16 protein-coding genes are annotated in these 19,572 nt (G+C 47.5%); 13 read left to right on the forward strand and 3 right to left on the reverse strand.

Features of this window, described 5'->3' with window-relative positions; translation table 11 throughout:
* Window positions 1-21: 21 nt before the first annotated feature.
* From NLBNIHML_RS22695 to NLBNIHML_RS22705, 3 genes are all read left to right on the forward strand, one after another.
* Window positions 22-1,098 (forward strand): efflux RND transporter periplasmic adaptor subunit, encoded by a 1,077-nt coding sequence (locus NLBNIHML_RS22695; protein WP_494352830.1) that lies wholly within the window; start codon window positions 22-24, stop codon window positions 1,096-1,098.
* 525 nt (window positions 1,099-1,623) lie between these two features.
* Entirely contained in the window at window positions 1,624-4,068 is a 2,445-nt protein-coding gene (locus tag NLBNIHML_RS22700; protein ID WP_494352831.1) for a glycoside hydrolase family 6 protein, read from the forward strand.
* A gap of 795 nt (window positions 4,069-4,863) precedes the next feature.
* Window positions 4,864-7,275 (forward strand): rhamnogalacturonan lyase, encoded by a 2,412-nt coding sequence (locus NLBNIHML_RS22705; RefSeq protein WP_494352832.1) that lies wholly within the window; start codon window positions 4,864-4,866, stop codon window positions 7,273-7,275.
* A 138-nt stretch (window positions 7,276-7,413) separates the two neighbouring features.
* On the opposite strand, the gene NLBNIHML_RS22710 is transcribed toward NLBNIHML_RS22705, so the two are convergent.
* Window positions 7,414-8,022 carry a histidine phosphatase family protein gene (locus NLBNIHML_RS22710; RefSeq protein WP_494352833.1) on the reverse strand — a complete coding sequence of 203 codons (609 nt, stop codon included), beginning with the start codon at window positions 8,020-8,022 and terminating at the stop codon, window positions 7,414-7,416.
* A 182-nt stretch (window positions 8,023-8,204) separates the two neighbouring features.
* Here NLBNIHML_RS22710 and NLBNIHML_RS22715 point away from each other — a divergent pair, with 182 nt between their 5' ends.
* The 10 genes from NLBNIHML_RS22715 to NLBNIHML_RS22760 all read left to right on the forward strand — a co-directional run bounded on the left by NLBNIHML_RS22715 (window position 8,205) and on the right by NLBNIHML_RS22760 (window position 16,382).
* Window positions 8,205-9,218: an AraC family transcriptional regulator gene (locus NLBNIHML_RS22715; RefSeq protein ID WP_494352834.1), complete on the forward strand. Its 1,014-nt coding sequence runs from the start codon at window positions 8,205-8,207 to the stop codon at window positions 9,216-9,218.
* Window positions 9,219-9,406: 188 nt separating this feature from the next.
* Window positions 9,407-10,912, forward strand: a complete 1,506-nt coding sequence (locus tag NLBNIHML_RS22720) for an alpha-glucosidase/alpha-galactosidase (RefSeq protein WP_494352835.1) — start codon at window positions 9,407-9,409, stop codon at window positions 10,910-10,912.
* 270 nt (window positions 10,913-11,182) lie between these two features.
* Entirely contained in the window at window positions 11,183-11,542 is a 360-nt protein-coding gene (locus NLBNIHML_RS22725) for a PadR family transcriptional regulator (RefSeq protein ID WP_339239986.1), read from the forward strand.
* Window positions 11,539-12,234, forward strand: a complete 696-nt coding sequence (locus NLBNIHML_RS22730; RefSeq protein ID WP_339259153.1) for a permease prefix domain 1-containing protein — start codon at window positions 11,539-11,541, stop codon at window positions 12,232-12,234. Before NLBNIHML_RS22725 ends, NLBNIHML_RS22730 begins: the two co-directional genes overlap by 4 nt.
* Window positions 12,231-12,788 carry a DUF4825 domain-containing protein gene (locus tag NLBNIHML_RS22735; RefSeq protein WP_339259154.1) on the forward strand — a complete coding sequence of 186 codons (558 nt, stop codon included), beginning with the start codon at window positions 12,231-12,233 and terminating at the stop codon, window positions 12,786-12,788. Before NLBNIHML_RS22730 ends, NLBNIHML_RS22735 begins: the two co-directional genes overlap by 4 nt.
* Window positions 12,789-12,918: 130 nt before the next feature.
* Window positions 12,919-13,689, forward strand: coding sequence for an amino acid ABC transporter substrate-binding protein (locus NLBNIHML_RS22740; RefSeq protein WP_036672520.1), 771 nt, complete (start codon window positions 12,919-12,921; stop codon window positions 13,687-13,689).
* A 111-nt stretch (window positions 13,690-13,800) separates the two neighbouring features.
* Window positions 13,801-14,460 (forward strand): amino acid ABC transporter permease, encoded by a 660-nt coding sequence (locus NLBNIHML_RS22745; RefSeq protein ID WP_253430947.1) that lies wholly within the window; start codon window positions 13,801-13,803, stop codon window positions 14,458-14,460.
* 33 nt (window positions 14,461-14,493) lie between these two features.
* The gene (locus NLBNIHML_RS22750) at window positions 14,494-15,249 is read left to right on the forward strand and encodes an amino acid ABC transporter ATP-binding protein (protein ID WP_339239993.1); all 756 of its coding nucleotides are present in this window, start codon (window positions 14,494-14,496) and stop codon (window positions 15,247-15,249) included.
* 384 nt (window positions 15,250-15,633) lie between these two features.
* On the forward strand, window positions 15,634-15,981 hold the full coding sequence (locus tag NLBNIHML_RS22755; protein ID WP_339259155.1) for a DUF4190 domain-containing protein: 348 nt from the start codon (window positions 15,634-15,636) through the stop codon (window positions 15,979-15,981).
* Window positions 15,982-16,004: 23 nt separating this feature from the next.
* Entirely contained in the window at window positions 16,005-16,382 is a 378-nt protein-coding gene (locus tag NLBNIHML_RS22760; RefSeq protein ID WP_339259156.1) for a hypothetical protein, read from the forward strand.
* A 107-nt stretch (window positions 16,383-16,489) separates the two neighbouring features.
* Here the strand turns inward: NLBNIHML_RS22760 and NLBNIHML_RS22765 are convergent, their stop codons facing one another.
* Both NLBNIHML_RS22765 and NLBNIHML_RS22770 read right to left on the reverse strand, forming a co-directional pair.
* A complete protein-coding gene (locus tag NLBNIHML_RS22765) occupies window positions 16,490-18,676 on the reverse strand; it encodes a YhgE/Pip family protein (protein WP_494354744.1) in 2,187 nt (728 codons plus the stop codon).
* Window positions 18,677-18,753: 77 nt separating this feature from the next.
* Window positions 18,754-19,332 carry a TetR/AcrR family transcriptional regulator gene (locus tag NLBNIHML_RS22770; RefSeq protein WP_339239997.1) on the reverse strand — a complete coding sequence of 193 codons (579 nt, stop codon included), beginning with the start codon at window positions 19,330-19,332 and terminating at the stop codon, window positions 18,754-18,756.
* Window positions 19,333-19,572 lie beyond the last annotated feature (240 nt).

The following is a 19,572-nucleotide window of genomic DNA, read 5'->3' on the forward strand; positions in this document are numbered from 1 at the left end:
AGCGAAAGGGAAATTGGGCACATGAAGAAATGGATTAAAATCATCATCACGGTTGTACTTTTGGCAGGTGTGGGGTACTGGCTGTATGAAAAGTACAAACCAAAACCGGAGGCACCTGTTGAGATCCCGCCGCCAATTACGTTTGATGTTACACAAGAAACGATGACGCAAACGATTCAGGTAAAAGGGAAATCCGTATATACCGATCAGACGGATATCTATGCTCCATATGCTTCGAACATCCAGCAGTGGCATGTGAAAAGTGGTGAGCAGGTGAGCAAGGGGGATATCCTGTTTACACTCGACACGTCCACGTTACAAACGGAAGTCGAGCAATTGCAGAGCGATTTGGAGAAAGCCCAGCTTGAAAATAAGATGAATCAGGTTAGCCTGGATCAGGCGAATATGAGCGAACCGCTTGGCGTGACGGAAGAAGAGCGCAAGAAGGCATTTGCGGACCGGGAAGCCAAACGCCTGACGTATGAATTGAATCAAAAAGCACTGGTCCTGAAGGAGAAGGAGATACAGAAAAAGCAGGCCGTGATGAGCAAGTCCACTGTGTATGCTTCCGCCTCCGGTATATTTCAGATGAATGAAGAGGACAGCAAGACACGTGCAGTGACGGAAGGACAGCTAATCGGGTCCATTACCAATATCAGCAAACTGAAATTCATGACGATTGTTGGCGAAGAAGAGATGTTCAGACTTAAGGTGGGAATGCCGGTTAAGGTACGAATGACAGCGCAGAAAGACCTGCAATTCACCGGGAAGGTAAGCAAGGTGTCCAAGTTCGCCCGGAAGAGTACCGATACAGACCTCAAGCAGGCTTCCCAGTTTGACGTGGTCATTGATCTGAAGCCGGATGCAAGGATGTATGGAGGCGTGAGTCTGGAAGGCGATATCGAGACGATGCGTAAGGATAAAGTGACGGTTGTGTCCAGCTTGGCCATCATGCGGGATCAGACCGAACCTTACGTCCTGTTAGACAAAGGGAACGGACTGACAGAGCCGCTGACCATCAAGGCTGGAATAGAATCGGGGGACAAGACGGAAGTGGTAAGTGGGTTAAAACCGGGAGATGTCGTTGTTCTGCCCTAGACAAACGGGTGAAATTCGACCTTGATCAACACGAGGTTCATTGTGGTATAAGGCCAGGATGAGCCTCTGGTGTGATTAGGGGCAAGGGGTGTCCAGATTCCTGCCTGAATTATGGAAAAAAATATAATTAAATTTATTTAATTCAATTTACAGTAATATTTACATGTCGTATAATCATACATAAGGAGGTGACACCGAACATCAAGTTTGTAGATGGGCAGGCGATGGCCTTTTTTTAAACCGCTTAAAGAAAGCGCTTACCGAAGCGAAAGATTCAAGTATCCTGTAAATCCATATCCACACTTCTTCATGTCTAACACACAATCACCCACACCCACCACATTATACTCATTCTCATGGTTCACCCTCACACAATTTGTTTGATCAAGTTTCCAGTTATACAACCATTTCTTATGGAGGTGATACAACCAACTCATCCGAACGTTCTCTTCGTGCTAAGCATCATCATGACACAGAGGATCAGACATGAGTACAACCCAATCTAACTAAAGGAAAGGTGGAACTATGAAGACTACATTGAAAACCAGATCAAGAGGTAAGAAGATCCTGCGCAAAGGAGTAAAGCAAATGTTGGCGGCAACACTGCTGGCGGCGGGGATTTTCCCGGGAATGTCTCCGGGCCTGACTCAGGCGGCTGAAGCACATGTGGATAATCCATTTGTAGGGGCAACAGCTTATTTGAATGAGGACTATTCGGCTCTTGTGGATACGTCCATTGCGTTGACCAATGATGCATCGCTGAAGGCACAGATGGAGACGGTCAAATCGTATCCAACCGCAGTGTGGATTGACCGGATTGCTGCGATCTATGGCGGTACGGACAATGCGGGTCGCAAAAGCGTTGAGGAACATCTCGATGCTGTTCTTGCCCAAAAGAAACCCGGGACACCAATAACGGCTTCATTTGTTATCTATAACTTGCCAGGTCGGGATTGTCATGCCCTTGCTTCGAATGGTGAACTTCCACTAACACAGGCTGCACTACAGACGTATAAAACGGATTATATTGATGTGATTGCAGATATCTTCGCAGATCCGAAGTATAAGGATATTCGCATTATCGCTGTCATTGAACCGGACAGTCTGCCTAACCTTGTGACCAACCTGAGTACACCAGCTTGTGGTCAAGCCAGCTCAACAGGTATCTATGAGGCCGGTGTGAAGTATGCATTGGACAAGCTGCACGCCATTCCGAATGTGTACAACTATCTGGATATCGGTCACTCCGGCTGGCTTGGATGGGATAACAACCGTTCTGCAGCAGTTGCGTTGTATACGGACGTAGTAAATGATACTGCGGCAGGTCTGCAGAGTGCAGATGGCTTCATTACGAATACAGCGAATACCACACCGCTGGGAGAACCGAACCTGTCCAACCCGGATCTCAATATCGGTGGACAACCGATTAAATCAGCCAAGTTTTATGAGTGGAATCCGTATTTTGACGAAACCGATTTCACCGCCGCGCTGTATACCGATTTCGTACAAGCCGGTTGGCCAAGCAGCACAGGTTTCCTGATCGATACTAGCCGGAACGGCTGGGGCGGGGTAGACCGTCCAACATCGGCTACGGGCAGCAACATCAACGATTATGTAAATTCCGGACGTGTAGATCGCCGGGAGCATCGGGGGAACTGGTGTAATGCCAGTGGAGCTGGCATAGGGGAAGTCCCTAAGGCAGCGCCAGGACCAGCGCATCTGGATGCTTATGTCTGGGTGAAACCTCCAGGTGAATCCGATGGCTCCAGTTCCGAAATTCCGAATAACGAAGGCAAAGGTTTCGACCGGATGTGTGATCCGACCTTCACCACTCGGGATGGTGTACTAACAGGTGCATTGCCCAATGCTCCGGTATCGGGTCACTGGTTCCATGATCAATTCGTGGCACTGGTGAAGAACTCATTCCCTGTGCTGCCTGCAAGTAATGGTGGAGGCAATCCTCCGGGAGGTAATACAGCTCCGGCTGCACCCACAACTTTGACGGCTACTGCCGGTAACGCTCAGGTCTCCTTGACGTGGACGGCTTCTGCAGGTGCAACCAGTTATAGCGTGAAGCGGGGACTGAGCGCATCAGGTCCATTCACAACGATCGCAGCCAATGTGAGTGGAACATCCTACACCAATACTGGCTTGATCAATGGTACAACCTATTATTATGTGGTAACGGCAACCAATGCTGTAGGTGAAAGTGTTAATTCTGCCACAGCAATTGCTACACCGGTTGCAGGGGTAACGGCGCCAGCTGCACCGACTGCGCTCACAGCAACCGCAGGTAATGCACAGGTGAGTCTGACGTGGACTGCCTCTACAGGTGCAGCAAGTTATAATGTGAAACGGGCGCTGAGTGCAGCAGGTCCGTTCACAACAATCGCGACGAATGTGAGTGGTACGTCATACACCAACACTTCCCTGACGAACGGAACAACGTATCATTATGTGGTAAGTGCAGTGAACACAGCAGGGCAAAGTGCCAATTCTGCTGTAGCTTCCGCGACACCTCAAAGTGTCGTTGTACCGACAAGTGATCTTGTCCTGCAATATCGTGCTGGAGATACCAATGCGCTGGACAGCCAGATCAAACCGTATTTCAACATTAAAAATCTGGGCAGTACTGCTGTGAATCTGAGTGATCTGAAGATCCGGTATTACTTCTCCAAAGAAGGATCGGCTGCAATGGATTCAGCCATTGATTACGCTCAAGTTGGCGGAGCCAATATTCAGCGCACCTTCACAGACTCGTATGTAGAGCTGAGCTTCACAGCCGGCGCTGGCAGCATTCAGGCTGGTGGACAGACTGGCGATATCCAGCTTCGCATGTACAAAACAGACTGGTCCAACTTTGACGAGACGAATGATTACTCCTTCGATCCAACAAAAACATCCTATCAGGATTGGAACAAGGTAACACTCTATCAAGGTGGAAACCTGGTATGGGGCATTGAGCCTTAAACTTTATTTGTAACTGTCTTAACCGCGATCCTCAGTGTGTTAGAGGATCGCGGTTTTTGCTATGCATTACAAGAGTCATTCTAGATTGAAGTTCTCACTTGAACAATGTATGTATAATCGCTTGAAGATCCGTAATTAGGGATGTAAGAGCGGGCGTATCAGGCTGGACTGTCCTCTGTTCATGAAAATGAGCAGGGGACAGCCCTATTTCTTTTCTAACGAACAGAGGACACGCTATTCAGTTGAATTGATGCATTTGATAAATCTAACGAATCGTAGACACGCTATTTAGTTAATTTGGGTAGATTTTGATCCTCTTAGACTCGTTTTGGTCCAAATAAGGTTACTGAGATTCGTTAGGATTCGTTGTTGCAGTTTCACCACCTAATAGGGTGCGTGGGATTCGTTAGAAAAAACTTGGCGGTGAGTCGGAATCATGCTTCAGCTTGAATCGTTCATCGGTTTGATTTCCAAAATGACTCCTAAAAACACTGAATATTGATCGTTTTGGACGGATATTTGCCTAGGGTCTGGCAGGCAGGATGTCTATAATAGAACCGGATGGGCGGGATCACCTCGCTCAGATTGGAAAGAGAATGAAAGGAGGACCGCACTCTGGTAGTCGGGCAAGCTGATTTCTCTTTTTTAATTTTGTAAGCGTAATCATTGAAGTTTGGAATCAGTCGTTGAAGAGGTCTACATGGGTGATCGAATGCCTGTACGGGTAATCGAATGCTCAATCATCATCGAAGTGTATCAGCATCATCTATTCTGTCTCAAGGAGCGTGAAGGTGGATGAACTCAGAAACAACAGCGCCGGTACATAAGGGATCGGCTTCAGGTCAGCAATCCGGTCGCAGGAAGGCACGGTTGCCACTTGCAGCCAAGGTGCTCTCTTCGGCACTCAGCGTAGCTTTGCTTATTGGAGGAACAGCGGGAGTCACTGGAGCCGAAGCTTCGAATGGAAATAGTACAACGGAGAGTGGCCTGCAATCACATAAGGGGGGCAGTCACTTGAAAGAGATTCAACTGGAATATCTGGATCGCGGTCTGGTAGCTGCATCAACATCCGAAGGTGTTTTTCTTAGCTGGAGATTGCTTGGTGACGAGGCCACAGGGTATAGCGATAAAGGGCTGACAGGTACGGACTTTAACGTCTATCGTGATGGCAAAAAGATCGCTACGGTCACGGATAGCACCAACTATGTAGATGCCACAGGTAAATCTTCTTCCCGTTATGAAGTGGCAGCGGTGAACAAAAAGGGTAAAGAGAGCAAACGCAGTGCATCCGTCAAACCTTGGGCGAACGGCTACGTGGATATTCCACTGCAAAAACCGGCCGATGGCGTGACGCCTGCCGGCGAAGCCTATACGTATTCCGCCAATGACATGAGCGTGGGTGATGTGGACGGGGATGGCCAATATGAGTTTTTTGTCAAATGGGACCCTTCCAACGCCAAGGATGTATCGCAAAAAGGATACACGGGTAAAACCTACGTAGATGCTTACACCCTGGACGGACAATTGCTGTACCGGATCGATCTTGGAGTCAACATTCGCGCAGGTGCTCATTATACACAGATGCTTGTTTACGATTTTGACGGGGATGGCAAGGCTGAGATGATGTTCAAGACTGCTCCGGGAACGAAGATAATCCAATATAACAAAAAAGGAAAAGTGACATCCGAGAAGTATATCACCTTGCCGAAGGAAGACCGTAAGGCAGGCGTGAAGAACGAGGATGATTATCGTTTAAGTGCTGACGGTTACTACGATCACGTGGTGGATATGTTCAGAAACTGGCATAAACACGAAGAGGTAGTGAAGGGCAACTGGCCTGCGACATTGGAAGAGGCATTTGGAATGGAGAAAAAGTATAACTATCCATTATCTCAGCAGGATGCCGAGAGCTTGGCCGATTACTTCATTGATGTCTACGCGGTAGAACGCAGCAACCGAAATGAGTTGCGCAAGTTCGAAGGGTTTATCGTGGATGGGCCGGAGTATGTCACCGTATTTGAAGGGAAATCAGGCAAAGAGCTGGAGACGATCCCCTACGAACCTGAACGTCATGATGATGGATTGATGTGGGGCGATTATGCCATGGCACGGATTGAACCGGGCAATCGGGTGGACCGTTTCTTGGCAGGCGTGGCGTATCTGGACGGCAAGAAACCGTCTGCAATCTTTGCACGCGGATACTATACACGTTCGACCATGGTTGCTTATAACTGGGATGGCAAGAAGTTGAAAAAGGAATGGAAAGTGGACAGCGGCTGGACACCGATGAAGAACCCGTTCAATGACGGGCCGCATGGCGTGGATGGCACAGATCCGGAGTATGGCTCTATCACTACTCAAGGTGCGCACTATTTCAGTGTGGCGGATGTGGATGGAGACGGCAAACAGGAGATCATCTATGGCTCAGCCACGATTGATCATGATGGCAGCGTACTGTATAGCTCCACAGACCTGATGCCAGCCGAAAGTGCTGCACCGGGAACGATTGCCCGTCTGGGTCATGGGGATGCCCTTCATGTAGCAGATATCGACCCGGATCGTCCGGGACTTGAGATCTTCATGGTTCACGAGGGTGGTCCGTGGGCTCCATATGGCTACTCCTTGCGGGATGCGAAGACCGGAGAAGTGATCTATGGCGGATACACAGGGAAAGATACAGGACGCGGCATGGTGGGGGATGTTGATCCAACCCGTCGCGGTCTGGAGACATGGGCTGTAGGCTTATGGACAGCACAGGGTCAGAAAATCAGTGATCAAGCCCCGGGAACGAATATGAATATCCGTTGGTCTGGTGATATGACGACACAGATCGTAGATGGTGCTATTGACGTCACGCCAACTATCAAGGATTGGAAGCGTGGTACGTTGCTGACCGCAACAGGCACATTGACTAACAATTACACCAAAGGTACGCCTTCTCTCGTAGCTGATATCTTCGGGGATTGGCGGGAAGAGATGCTGGTGAGAACCACCGATAGCTCTGCGATCCGCATCTATCTGAGTACCGAGAAGACGGACCGCAAGCTGTACACGTTGATGCATGATGCGATGTATCGTGTGGGCATTGCTGGACAGAACAGTGGATACAACCAGCCTTCCTATCCGTCCTTCTATATGGCATCGGATATCGACTGGTCGAAGGTAACGCTGCCCAAGTTCTACACGCCAGGTAAAGGCAGAAAATAATCGAAGTGCTTTAAAGCTCTGGAATCTCCCATGTGTCTCGGCATATGGAGGTTTCAGAGCTTTTTTACATGAGGATCGGTGGACATCACTTGGCGTTTTTCAATCTATCCGTGGTACGTCATTTTTCTACATCCTTAGTTAGGCTAAATGTGCGGTAGAAGCGAACGCTTCAATGGTGTATTTACCTTGATCATGGATCAAGGTGGTGATGGAGCACTCATGGATCAATTGGTTCTGCATCGCTATAAAGTCGGAATGCCAGACGTTAAGTTCGCGCTCGGTAAAAGTCTGCACCAGAAAATCCGTAATGAGTCCACCATGTGCGACCACAATGATGTTACGGTTCTCCAGCTCTTCATTAGCCAGTTCGGTTAGGAGGGAGGCCAGACGTCCACCAGCCTGTTTGGCCGAGTCTCCCACGGGTGGAATGTAATCTGGGTCAGACGTACATCGATCCCACATCGCAATGAATTCTTCGAATGACTGATCTGGGCAATCTCCCCAATTGGCACGTTCACGCAGGCGAGGATCTTCGGTTATACGGGCATGGGTATGGCGGGCAATCATACTTGCAGTTTCTTGGGCACGCCGAAGTGGGCTGGTAAGAATTTTAGTAACAGTAAAGGCAGCTCTGGCAAAATGAAGTGCTGTGGCTTCGGCTTGTAACGCCCCTTCGGAAGTTAGGGAGACATCCCCGATCCGTCGTTCTTTGAGTCCATGTCTTACCAGATGAAAGGTGGTACTCATGCGTGGAAACCTCCTTAGTTGTAGACCATTTACATAAAATATTAGATAATATACTAATTATATATTTGTCTAATTAAATAATGCAAATGAGACTTTTAAGCAAGACAGTTTATATCCAACCTACATAATTGTTACAATGGAGAAAAGTGAGGATCGATCGTTGAAGGACTGGAGGTATGGACATGAGGATCTCGAAGCGCTGGACAGGAAGTCTGTATCAGGAGGCATTGCGAACAGAGGATTGTGGGCCGCGTTTTTACGCGTACTATTATAAGCAATGGGACAACTACCGTATGTCCTATCACCATCATGATTCCATGGAGATTATGTATATTATTTCGGGAATGTGTCGTGTGGACGTACTGATGCCGGACGGGAGCTCGGAACAGGCTGTTCTGAAAAAAGGGCAGTTCATTATGCTCGATGCCGGCGTCCCGCACCGTTTGCTGGTGGAAGATGGCGTGCCTTGCCGGATGCTCAATGTAGAGTTTGGATTCTCGGGAACACCAGCCGGTCAGCTGTCCATTCGACAGCTCGTACAGGAAGAGGAAGAAGTCCACACTTTGCTGACCAATGCCTCGCCATATCTGGTACTGCCTGACCCGGAAGAGGTGTATTACATTATGAAAAGTCTGGTGTTGGAGCTCGATCAGCGTGGTCTATTGGAGCAGGGAAGATCCTCTGTCCCATTAGGCGTTATTCCCAGAGAGGACCGTGCACAACATCGCGAAGCTCGGAATCTGTCGTCCCCGGAACAGGGAATGCTGGTGCGCACGTTGTTCATCCAGTTGATCGTCCGTGTAGCACGTCTGCGCGGAGAAATGAACCGGAGTGCGCCAGATCAGGCGGAGCTGTATGTAAAACGAACGATCGAATTCATGCACCATAATATGGATCGCAATATTCAGATGAAGGACATTGCCGCAGCCGTCAATCTGCATCCGGGTTATTTGCATCGCATTTTCCGTCAGCACACGCAGCGTACACCAACCGATTACCTGACCATGCTTCGCATGGAGAAGGCCAAGATGCTGCTACAGCAGACGAATATTCCGATTTCTGAGATCTCCGACTATGTTGGAGTAGGGAGTCGTCAGTATTTTCATATGTTATTCAAAAAATATACCGGCTGTACGCCTGTTGAATTTCGCTCCTCGATGGAACGACATGTGAGTCAATATCCGACGGATGAATGAGTCATTTGCAGTAATTTCAAAGATAAGTGTATTAGTGGATCTGGTCTTTAAAAGTTAGGATTTTTGACAACAGGGACTTGAACAGGTCATGATTTTGATAACGCTTCCCCTATTGGCGTTGGTACAATGATTTCATGAAGAGAGTCATTAACCGAAGCGAAATATTCGGATTAGGGGAGGATATAAACATGTCGTTTAAAGTGGCGTTTATCGGGGCAGGAAGTATCGGATTCACTCGGGGATTGCTGCGGGATTTGCTCACGGTACCGGAGTTTAACAACATCGAAATTGCGTTCTGCGATATTAGCCAGCACAATCTGGACATGGTGACGGAGCTGTGTCAGCGGGATATTCGTGAGAATGGATTGAATATTCAGATTCAGCCGACAACGGATCGGAAAGAAGCGTTAAAAGATGCGAAGTATGTACTGTGTACGATTCGTGTTGGTGGACTGGAAGCTTTTGCAACGGATGTGGATATTCCACTGAAATATGGGGTAGACCAATGTGTCGGCGATACGCTGTGTGCAGGTGGCATCATGTACGGACAACGCGGAATTGCCGAGATGCTGGACATCTGTAAAGATATTCGTGAACAGAGCGCACCGGATGTACTTCTCTTGAACTATTCCAATCCGATGGCGATGCTCACATGGGCATGCAATAAGTATGGCGGTGTGCGGACGATCGGACTGTGTCATGGCGTACAGCATGGTCATCATCAGATTGCGGAAGCTTTTGGCTTGAAAAAGAGTGAAGTGGATATTATCTGTGCCGGCATCAACCATCAGACCTGGTATATTCAGGCTTCTCATGAAGGCAAAGATCTTACAGGTGACCTGCTCGAAGCCTTCGAAAAACATCCCGATTACAGCCGCACCGAAAAAGTGCGGATCGACATGCTGCGCCGCTTCGGATATTACAGTACAGAATCGAATGGTCATCTGAGTGAATATGTGCCGTGGTACCGCAAACGTCCGGAAGAGATTAACGAATGGATCGACCTGGGCAACTGGATCAACGGAGAGACAGGTGGGTATCTGCGGGTATGTACCGAGGGGCGCAACTGGTTTGAGACGGATTTCCCTAACTGGATGAAGGATGAACCGATGCAATTCATTCCCGAAAAACGGGGCGAGGAGCATGGTTCGTACATTATCGAAGGTCTGGAGACCGGACGTGTCTATCGCGGACATTTTAATACCGTTAATCAAGGAGTCATCTCGAACCTGCCGGACGATGCGATTATTGAAGCACCAGGATATGTGGATCGCAACGGCATTTCTATGCCACATGTAGGTGATCTGCCACTAGGACCAGCCGCGGTATGTAATGTGAGTATTTCCGTGCAACGTCTGGCAGTTGAAGCTGCGGTGAACGGAGACGACCAATTACTTCGTCAGGCGTTCATGATGGACCCGCTCGTAGGTGCCGTATGTAATCCAAAAGAGATCTGGCAGATGGTCGATGAGATGTTGGTTGCACAGGCTCAGTGGCTGCCACAGTACGGGGATGCGATTGCTGCCGCAGAAGCAAGACTTGCTGCGGGTAATCTTATTCCGACGAAGGAGTATGAAGGTGCAGCACGTCTTAAGGTGAAAACCGTTGAAGAGATGCAACAGGATCGTGATGCTGCCAACAAAAACGCAGGTGAATCCGATAAAGGCAAGGATCGTGAGAAAGTGCAGCAATAGACAAAACGAGTATAGGGCTTCTCCATAATTGGAGGAGCCCTGTTTTATTTTTTTGGACGCCGCGGACGAAGGCTAAAGTAACGTTCACATCGTGCTTATGAATTGTATTATAACCACCTCTTTATTCCTTCCAGGTGAAGAGCAAGAGAGGAATATTGCAACGTTGCTCACTTTGAGGCGTATTTACCATGTGATGCATATTACCTTTACAGACATAGTAATATGTCTTATAGTATACGAAGGATGGAAGAAAGTCGGTGAATTTTGCAGATGGATGTTCAAGTAATTAACAGTGATCTGATTCGGGGCAATATTGACCCCATCATTCTGAGTGTACTTATACCTTCTGATAACTATGGTTACAGCATTATTAAGGAGATCTATCGCAAGAGTGGAGAGCAGTTTGAATTGAAGGAACCTACGCTTTATTCCAGTTTGAAGAGGTTGGAGAAGAGTGGATATGTGGAGTCCTACTGGGGGGAAGAGACGCAGGGAGGACGACGCAAATATTACCGGATTACAGTGCAAGGCCTCGAAGCCTATAGAGAGCAGGTTCAAGCTTGGCAGGCAGCCAAGGCACTGATTGATTGTATGATTGTCACTGGAGAAAAAGGAGATGAAGACCTATGAGATTGGAAGCACGCATCACCCGTCATGTGAATCGTCTGTTCGCTCACTCACCAGATACATTGGATAATCGGGAATTAAAAGAAGAGATTCACAGTAATCTCGCTGCGCGGATTGACGATTATATCTCGCAGGGGATGAGTGAAGATAAGGCGTTCCAGACCGCCATTCAGCATATCGCTGGTATGGATCAAGTGATGAGTGACCATCGGAGAGTGCAACGTGTTCCGTACTGGACAGCGTTATTACAGTCTGCTCTGATATATTGCCTTATAGCCTGGATCATAACCATTCCAACGAGGGTGGTGATGCAAGGCTCCGCCATAAACAACCTGCTTATGCTCGTGAGCCTCCTTGTTGGGGGATCATATGTATTGTATATGTTGACCAACAGGACGAATGATCCGGCAACTTCAGTGAAAACTACAGTGATTCAAACCGATGCCTTTATGCGGTGGAATCGCAGAATTTGGTGGTTGTGGGCGGTGTTCATGATTGTACTATGGGGAACACAGGCGGCGTTGCGATTTGGAAGCAACATCTGGTTTAATCGACCCATTCAGGTGGATGGACCTTATCAATTTGCTGTGATGGCCATTGCCTTTGCTATCCCGCTACTGAGCGTTATTATTCCTTTGGTAGTGCATCGGGCGTATCGGATCATTAGCAAATATGAAGTGAGTGATGTGTCATGAGAGGGAAAAATATATGGATTATTGCACTCGTTGTTCTCGGTGTGGTTGGCCTTGTGTTCGTGGAGGGTTTCGTTAATCCGAGGATCGAGGCACAGCAGGATCAGTATGAAGCAGAGCAGAATAATCCGCTGACGCATGATTTTGCCGCTTTAGTGAAATACCGCAGTCCCTACATGGGTGATAATTCAAACCTTAGTCATCTGAATCAGGCCTTACCTTTACAAGAAAGATTGGATGGTTACCAACTGTACCCGGAGACGTTCACGGCTCAAGTGAATTATAGCTTGAATACGCACGAGATGGATACAGAGGAACTTGAGCGGATACTGGTATATAATGCGATTGCGAACTTTGTGATGATCGATAATCTGGAGCAGGTTGTCTACCAGTTAGAGAATACCAGCTATACCTTACATCGTGAATCCGCCCAACAATGGGCAGGTACGGAATTAAAGAAGCTTCAGAACCTGGAGCTATGGAATTCGATTGTACGCGAGAAGCTCGTGGAAACGGCACAAGTGAAAGCAGCTTTTTCACAAATTGTTGACAATTAAGTTGCATGAAATAGAAGGAAATAGGCAAGAGACTCGACTCTTCTTCCATGCTATGTTATTATAAATCTCTGATAACGTGGTAACGAACTAAAGCGTTTGGGTTTTGGATATAGACATGGAGGGGTTCAAGTTGAGAAAAAAAGCGATTCTACTATTATTCATTAGTATATGTGTATTGATTGTAGCGGGTTGTTCCAGTTCCGCAAGCAAAGACGATAACACGATTGTTGTAGGCATTGACGATAAGTTTGCTCCAATGGGTTTCCGGGACGAGCAGAATGAAATTGTTGGTTTTGATATTGATTACGCACGAGCTGCAGCGGAGAAAATGGGTAAAGAAATCACATTCCAGCCGATCGACTGGTCTTCCAAAGAATCAGAGCTGAACAGTGGTCGAATCGACATGATCTGGAACGGATACACCATTACGGATGAGCGCAAGGAGAAAGTGCTCTTCACGAAGCCTTACCTGGAAAACAGTCAGGTCGCGATTACCTTGGCAGACTCGCCAATTACAAAGCTGGATGAACTTGATGGTAAAAATGTGGGATTACAGGCATTGTCCTCAGCGGCAGATGCACTGGCAGCTAGTCCCCTGAAGGATAAAGTAAAAGCTTCCGAATTCAAGGATAACGTGCTTGCTCTGACTGACTTGAAAACAAAACGTCTGGATGCGGTCATCATCGATGAAGTGGTCGCGAGATACTACATGTCCAAGGAAGAGGGAACATTCAAACTGCTGGATGAATCTCTTGCACCGGAACAATATGGAATAGGTATCAAAAAAGGCAATGAAGAGCTTCTGAATCAGCTGCAAAAAGCGCTGGATGAGCTCAATGCAGATGGAACAGCAGCTAAAATCTCCACCCAATGGTTGGGTGAAGACAAGGTTCTGAAATAGGCAGGTTACACACCTGATATATAGTTTGAACAAAACGGACCCCGTATTCCACGCTGGAGCGATACATGCCCCAGAGGAATGCGGGGTTAACAGATTAGAGGAGATAAAATAATGAGTTGGGATTATCTATCGACCATTTTAAAACCGATGCTAGAGGGTGCGCAGACCACCATTTTCATGTTCTTACTGGCGATCGTGTTATCTGTACCGCTTGGATTTGCGGTCACGCTCGCGATGAGAAGCCAGATTAAACCACTGGCGTGGATTGCTCATACCTACGTCTACGTGATGCGAGGAACACCACTGCTGCTCCAAATTCTATTCTTCTGCTTCGGTTTACCGTTGCTTCCGGTGATTGGAGAGTACCTGGTGTTTGATCGCTTTGTAGCAGCGGGGATTGCATTCATCCTGAACTATGCGGCGTACTTTGCTGAAATCTTCAGGGGCGGACTGCTGTCCATTGATAAAGGGCAACATGAGGCGGCAAAGGTCCTTGGATTGACGAAGTGGCAGACGATGACCAAAGTCATTATTCCTCAGATGATTCGTGTAGTGTTGCCTGCAACGGCCAATGAGTCCATTACTCTGATCAAGGATACGGCACTGCTCTATGCCGTGGCTGTACCCGAGCTGTTGTATTACGCCCAAGCGGCAGTGAATCGGGATTTGCAGTTAATCCCGTTCTTCGTAGCGGCGATTATGTATCTGCTCATGACTCTCGTGCTTACTTTGCTGTTCAAGGCGCTGGAGAAGCGGTTTTCATTTGAATAAATTAAATCTGATTAATCAAAGGACTGTCTGCATATGACACATATAATAGAAGTAAATCAGTTGAGAAAATCATTCGGTACACTTGATGTGCTGAAGCAGGTATCCTTCAATGTGGAACCAGGCGAAGTAATTGCCGTGATTGGGCCCTCGGGTTCAGGTAAAAGTACGATGCTGCGCAGCCTGATTCATCTGGAGGATATCTCGGGCGGAACGATTCGCATTCAGGATCAGACATTGGTCGATAATGGTCGTTACGCGGGTGCCGCAGATATTCGCAAGATGACGGATCGTATGGGTATGGTATTCCAGCATTTCAACCTGTTCCCACACCTGACCGTACAGGCTAATCTGGAACTCGCACCGAAGACTTTGAAAAAAGAAAGTTCAAGTGTCATCCGGTACCGCAGTCTGGAATTACTCGGCAAAGTAGGACTGTCGGACAAGGCAGACGCGTATCCAGCCAATCTGTCCGGTGGACAGAAACAACGTGTAGCTATTGCCCGCGCACTCATGATGCAGCCTGACATTCTTCTGTTTGATGAGCCGACATCGGCCCTCGATCCGGAGCTGACCGGGGAAGTGTTACGCGTAATCAAACAACTTGCGCAGGAAAATATGACGATGATGATTGTCACGCATGAGATGGGCTTCGCCCGTGATGTTGCGGATCGTGTGTTCTTCATGGATAACGGGGAAATCGCAGAGGCGGGACCGCCAGAACAGATCTTCGGCAATCCAAAGCTTGCACGTACTCGGACATTTTTGCAGCGGGTGGAAGTGGAAGGATAGAAGACATTGCATCTAAGAAATGTGGAAAGAACGCAATCCTTTGAGTAGTAAGGGATTGCGTTCTTTTTTAATAATAGCTTATGTCCACAGGTATGTATTCCAGATAATTAATACCATGGTCAACACGATATAAGTCACTACATTCCAATGTGTTCGAATTGCATAAGTGGTGTAACTCATAATTCCAAACAAAAAATACTAAAACACAACGAGTTCTAAACTTTATATTCTAGAAGTACAATGTTTAAGCTTACGCTTCAACTATGTGTTCAGAGGATGGATACAATAAAATTAATAACAACTCGCTTTTTACAAAATGTGGTACACTCATTCCCTCTAAAACATTATAATGAACATACTTATTAAACAGGGAGGGGTTCTACGTTGGAACATCGCGATCGCGAAAATGATGTGAATCGTTATTATAACGACACATTTCCACCACCACCTTATGTAATACCAAAAACCAATAGTAAATCGATTGCAGCTCTTGTCTTGGGCATATTGTCCATCGTAATTCCATACGTGGGCTTACTGATTGGTATTGTTGCCATCATCATTGCCTCTATATCGCTCAAAGAAATGAAGACCCGCATGGAACAGGGCAGAGGATTAGCCATTGCTGGCCTTGTCTGTGGAATCATCAGTGTAGCGTTGTATGTATTACTGATTACGCTCGCGCTGTTATTTTCTTTTGCTGTCTCGAGTTCTGATATGTACTCTACATACTAGGAAAAGGAATAGGAAGAATATAAATGCTATTGATCACTAGAAAATCTATATACCGTTTAGCTGAACCATACAGAGAACCTGATATGCTGGCCTGTTACGCCATTTCACAGACGATTTCATCACCGACGAGTAAAGCGATTTTACTAATCAATAGAGACAGATTAAAAGTTCTCTTTCTCAATGTATTTTCCTCGAAAGTTGTAGAAATAATTGATTTTGCTTTGGATGATCTGAAAAATCAAAAATTAAAATCTGGAATGGGGCTCTCCGCTATGTGGTCATTCCAGCTCAATGGTACCCATTGGCGATTTAGCATGATCAAGAAAATGCTTACCCTTGGCTCCATGCAAGGTGATTTTCTGAGTTTTCTGAACCAACACATTGTGAAGGATCTTGGCTAAACTCAATATCAAAACTAACAAAAAGACAAAGGCATATCCCTTTAGCCCAGACTTGCGATCATCCAGCGAGTCAGGACAAGGGGATATGCCTTGTCTATTTTTTCATACTACGCGTGCAGTGCAACTTCACTGCTAACGTTTTCGCTCTCCGTGGTGCGGTGCATCAGGAAGTACGTTAGAGTTCCTCCAAGACCAATTACCGCAAAGATGCACAGTATACCGAGCTGATCCCAAGCCACGCCGAACTGTCCGCTTGAGATAACTGCTTTATAACCTGTTACCGAATAGGTCATAGGCAGCCATGGATTAAACACCTTCAACCAGTTTGGAATCAGTTCGAGCGGGAAGGTACCCGCGCTGGTCGTAAGCTGGAAGATTAGCATCAGAATTGCGAGGAATCGTCCCGGATTTTCCAACCAAGTCACCAGTGCCTGAATGATGTACATGAAACTTAGGCTGGTCACAAAGCTGAACAAGAGGAACAACGGAACGCTCTGAACATTCAGACCCAAGCCGTACAATACGAGCCACGAAGCAAGTAGGGATTGCACAGCACTCATAAGTGTGAAAGCCAGCGTTTTACTCACAAAACGATTCCAGCCACTTGCCTCGTTAACCGTGCTGCCGCGTGTTGGCACAACCAACGTGGCGATCAATGCCCCGACAAACAGCCCCAGTGACAGGAAGTATGGCGAGAATCCTGTACCATAATTGGGTACCTCATTATATTTATGCTCATCGACCTGAACAGGCTCCGCATACATCGTTACCAGTTCATCGGTCTTTTTCACACTCCCCGTCTGCTCAGCCGCTTCATTCAGCTTGGTGGCAAGTTCACCAGAGCCATCCGTTAACGTCAACGTACCTTCTTTTAACTGACCGGCGCCGTCATCCAGCTTATGTGAGCCATCTGCAAGTGTTGAGATTCCGTCTGTGAGCTGGCTTACACCCGCAACCAACTTGCCTGCACCAGCATCCAATTGACCTGAACCGTCCGCAAGTTTAGCTGCTCCAGACGCTGCTTCGGATAATTTGGAATTGAATTGCTGTAGGCCCGTCGCAAGCTTTTCGTGTCCGGCGGATAATTGAGTGGCACCTTGTACGAGTTGTTGTTCACCCTGTGCCAACTGGCTGCTGCCTTGATGCAGTTGCTGCTGTGCAGCGTACAGGTTTTGGCTGCCTGCGACCAACTGCTGTCCGCCCTGATACACTTGTTCACTGCCAGCGGCTACGGCCTGACTTGCTGCCAGGAGCTGCTGAACAGCAGGACTTGCGGCCAGTTCCGGACTGGATTCAGCCAATTGGGCGAGTCCTTGTGCAACCGTTTTGGCACCCTCGCTAACTTTGCCGCTGCCCTCAACAGAGCTTTGCAGTCCAGCTGTTAGCTTCGCACTACCTTCCTCGGAAGCCGCAAGTCCTGCATCCAGCTTAGCCGCACCTTCCTGAGCAGATTGAAGACCAGCCTGTAACTGTTTGCCGCCCATTTCGGCCTGGGTTGCTCCATCACTCAGCTTCGTGCCTGCTGCTGCGAGTTGGGATAGCCCACTGGAAAGGGCACTTGCGCCAGTATGAAGATCACCTGTGCCTTGGGCGAGAGTGGACGTACCTTCTTCTAACGAAACCACGCCCGTTTCGAGCTTGTCGGTGCCAGCAACCAGTTTGGAGAGGTTCTCTTTTAATGTAGCAGCACCCTCATCCAGTTTGATCGCACCATCATGAATCTGACCTGCGCCATCCCCGGCATCCGCCAGACCGCCTGAAATTTTTTCGACCTGATCCAATAACGTTTCGGTATACGATTCTGTGACTTTGGCAGCAACTTTGGAGCGGATTTGTTTAACCGCCGTGCCACCGATCTGACCCGCGAGGAAGTTGTATCCTTCATTGGGTTCGTAGATCAGATCTGCTGGCTCAGGGTGCTCATCCATCAGGGTCGTTGCTTTGGAGGAAAAGTCCTCCGGAATAACAATCGTCATATAATATTTATTGTCTTCCATGCCTTGATCTGCTTGTTCACGAGTAACGAATTGCCAGTTGAAATCATCGCTTTTTTTCAATTCATCGATCAGATTCTGACCGACCTCCAGTGATTTGTCGTTGTAGACTGCACCCTGATCCGTGTTGACCACGGCTACAGGTAATTCATTCATTTTGCCATAAGGGTCCCAGAATGCATTCAGGAACAGGCCGCTATACAATACCGGAATGAACAGTACAACGAGAATCGGAATAAATACTTTTGGTTTCTTGAAGGCGGACTTCAGATCCTGCCCAAATACGTGGAATGATTTCATCATGTTCTCTCCCTATCCTTACGCTCATCCATTTGTTCTGTCTCTATTATGTGTTGGATCTAGTAGGTTGCCTTTCTCTAGGTGGGGGATAAGCCATTCTTGAGAAAGAGGCCCACAAAATCCTTGATCTGATCCTTATGCAGCGTAGGATGCGCTTTGTTCCAATCCGAGGTTAAGGTGACATACAGCTTCAGCAGGACAAAAGAAACCAGTTTGGGATCGTCTCTGCGAATCTGCTCTAACTCCATGGCACGGCTGACCTGACGCTCCAGATATTCGAGAATGGCTGTCTCCACTTGCTGCAAACCTTCCTTGGCTTGCAGTGTACCGAACTCGTTAACCTCCTGAAAAAGCTTGATCAACAACTCATGTTCCTCCCGGTACTCCAGCAGAGAGTCCATACTCATATGCACGTTATCCAGAAAGGAATTCTCTTCCTTCACGGTCTGCTCTGTAATCTGTCTCATGTCCGTAATGATCGAGCGCAGAATCTCGCTGAACAGTTCTTCTTTATTTTCGAAAAAAGTATAGATCGTTCCCTTGCCCACATTGGCAAGTCTCGCAACCTGCTCCATCGTTGTGGCCTTGTAGCCAAACAGGGCAAAGGATTTCTCGGCAGAGTCCATAACCTGTTGCCTTCGATCTATCGTTTTCATGGTATTTACACCTCCTTGTGGTTGAAAGGATAAATGGGAAGATAAAACTTTTATGACCGATTTACTATTATGGTCAGTTGGTCGTTAACAAATGTAGCACTTGAACAGGGAAGGTGGATGTGATCTTTGTCATAAAAGTGCTGGGATAGGTTCCATAGGTGCGAATGTGATGCTCATATGAAAAAGCAATGACGGAGCGTTTAACGAGTAAAATACTGAGCGAAAAAAAGCTTGTAACTA

The sequence above is a fragment of the Paenibacillus sp. JNU01 genome, from assembly GCF_059130585.1.

Bases quoted from the DNA above. Each gene is read 5' to 3' on its own strand.
- NLBNIHML_RS22750 (WP_339239993.1), top strand. From the start codon at position 14,494: ATGACACATATAATAGAAGTAAATCAGTTGAGAAAATCATTCGGTACA.
- NLBNIHML_RS22710 (WP_494352833.1), bottom strand. From the start codon at position 8,022: ATGAGTACCACCTTTCATCTGGTAAGACATGGACTCAAAGAACGACGG.
- NLBNIHML_RS22745 (WP_253430947.1), top strand. From the start codon at position 13,801: ATGAGTTGGGATTATCTATCGACCATTTTAAAACCGATGCTAGAGGGT.
- NLBNIHML_RS22705 (WP_494352832.1), top strand. From the start codon at position 4,864: ATGAACTCAGAAACAACAGCGCCGGTACATAAGGGATCGGCTTCAGGT.
- NLBNIHML_RS22725 (WP_339239986.1), top strand. From the start codon at position 11,183: ATGGATGTTCAAGTAATTAACAGTGATCTGATTCGGGGCAATATTGAC.
- NLBNIHML_RS22715 (WP_494352834.1), top strand. From the start codon at position 8,205: ATGAGGATCTCGAAGCGCTGGACAGGAAGTCTGTATCAGGAGGCATTG.
- NLBNIHML_RS22765 (WP_494354744.1), bottom strand. From the start codon at position 18,676: ATGAAATCATTCCACGTATTTGGGCAGGATCTGAAGTCCGCCTTCAAG.
- NLBNIHML_RS22770 (WP_339239997.1), bottom strand. From the start codon at position 19,332: ATGAAAACGATAGATCGAAGGCAACAGGTTATGGACTCTGCCGAGAAA.
- NLBNIHML_RS22730 (WP_339259153.1), top strand. From the start codon at position 11,539: ATGAGATTGGAAGCACGCATCACCCGTCATGTGAATCGTCTGTTCGCT.
- NLBNIHML_RS22760 (WP_339259156.1), top strand. From the start codon at position 16,005: ATGCTATTGATCACTAGAAAATCTATATACCGTTTAGCTGAACCATAC.
- NLBNIHML_RS22720 (WP_494352835.1), top strand. From the start codon at position 9,407: ATGTCGTTTAAAGTGGCGTTTATCGGGGCAGGAAGTATCGGATTCACT.
- NLBNIHML_RS22735 (WP_339259154.1), top strand. From the start codon at position 12,231: ATGAGAGGGAAAAATATATGGATTATTGCACTCGTTGTTCTCGGTGTG.
- NLBNIHML_RS22700 (WP_494352831.1), top strand. From the start codon at position 1,624: ATGAAGACTACATTGAAAACCAGATCAAGAGGTAAGAAGATCCTGCGC.
- NLBNIHML_RS22695 (WP_494352830.1), top strand. From the start codon at position 22: ATGAAGAAATGGATTAAAATCATCATCACGGTTGTACTTTTGGCAGGT.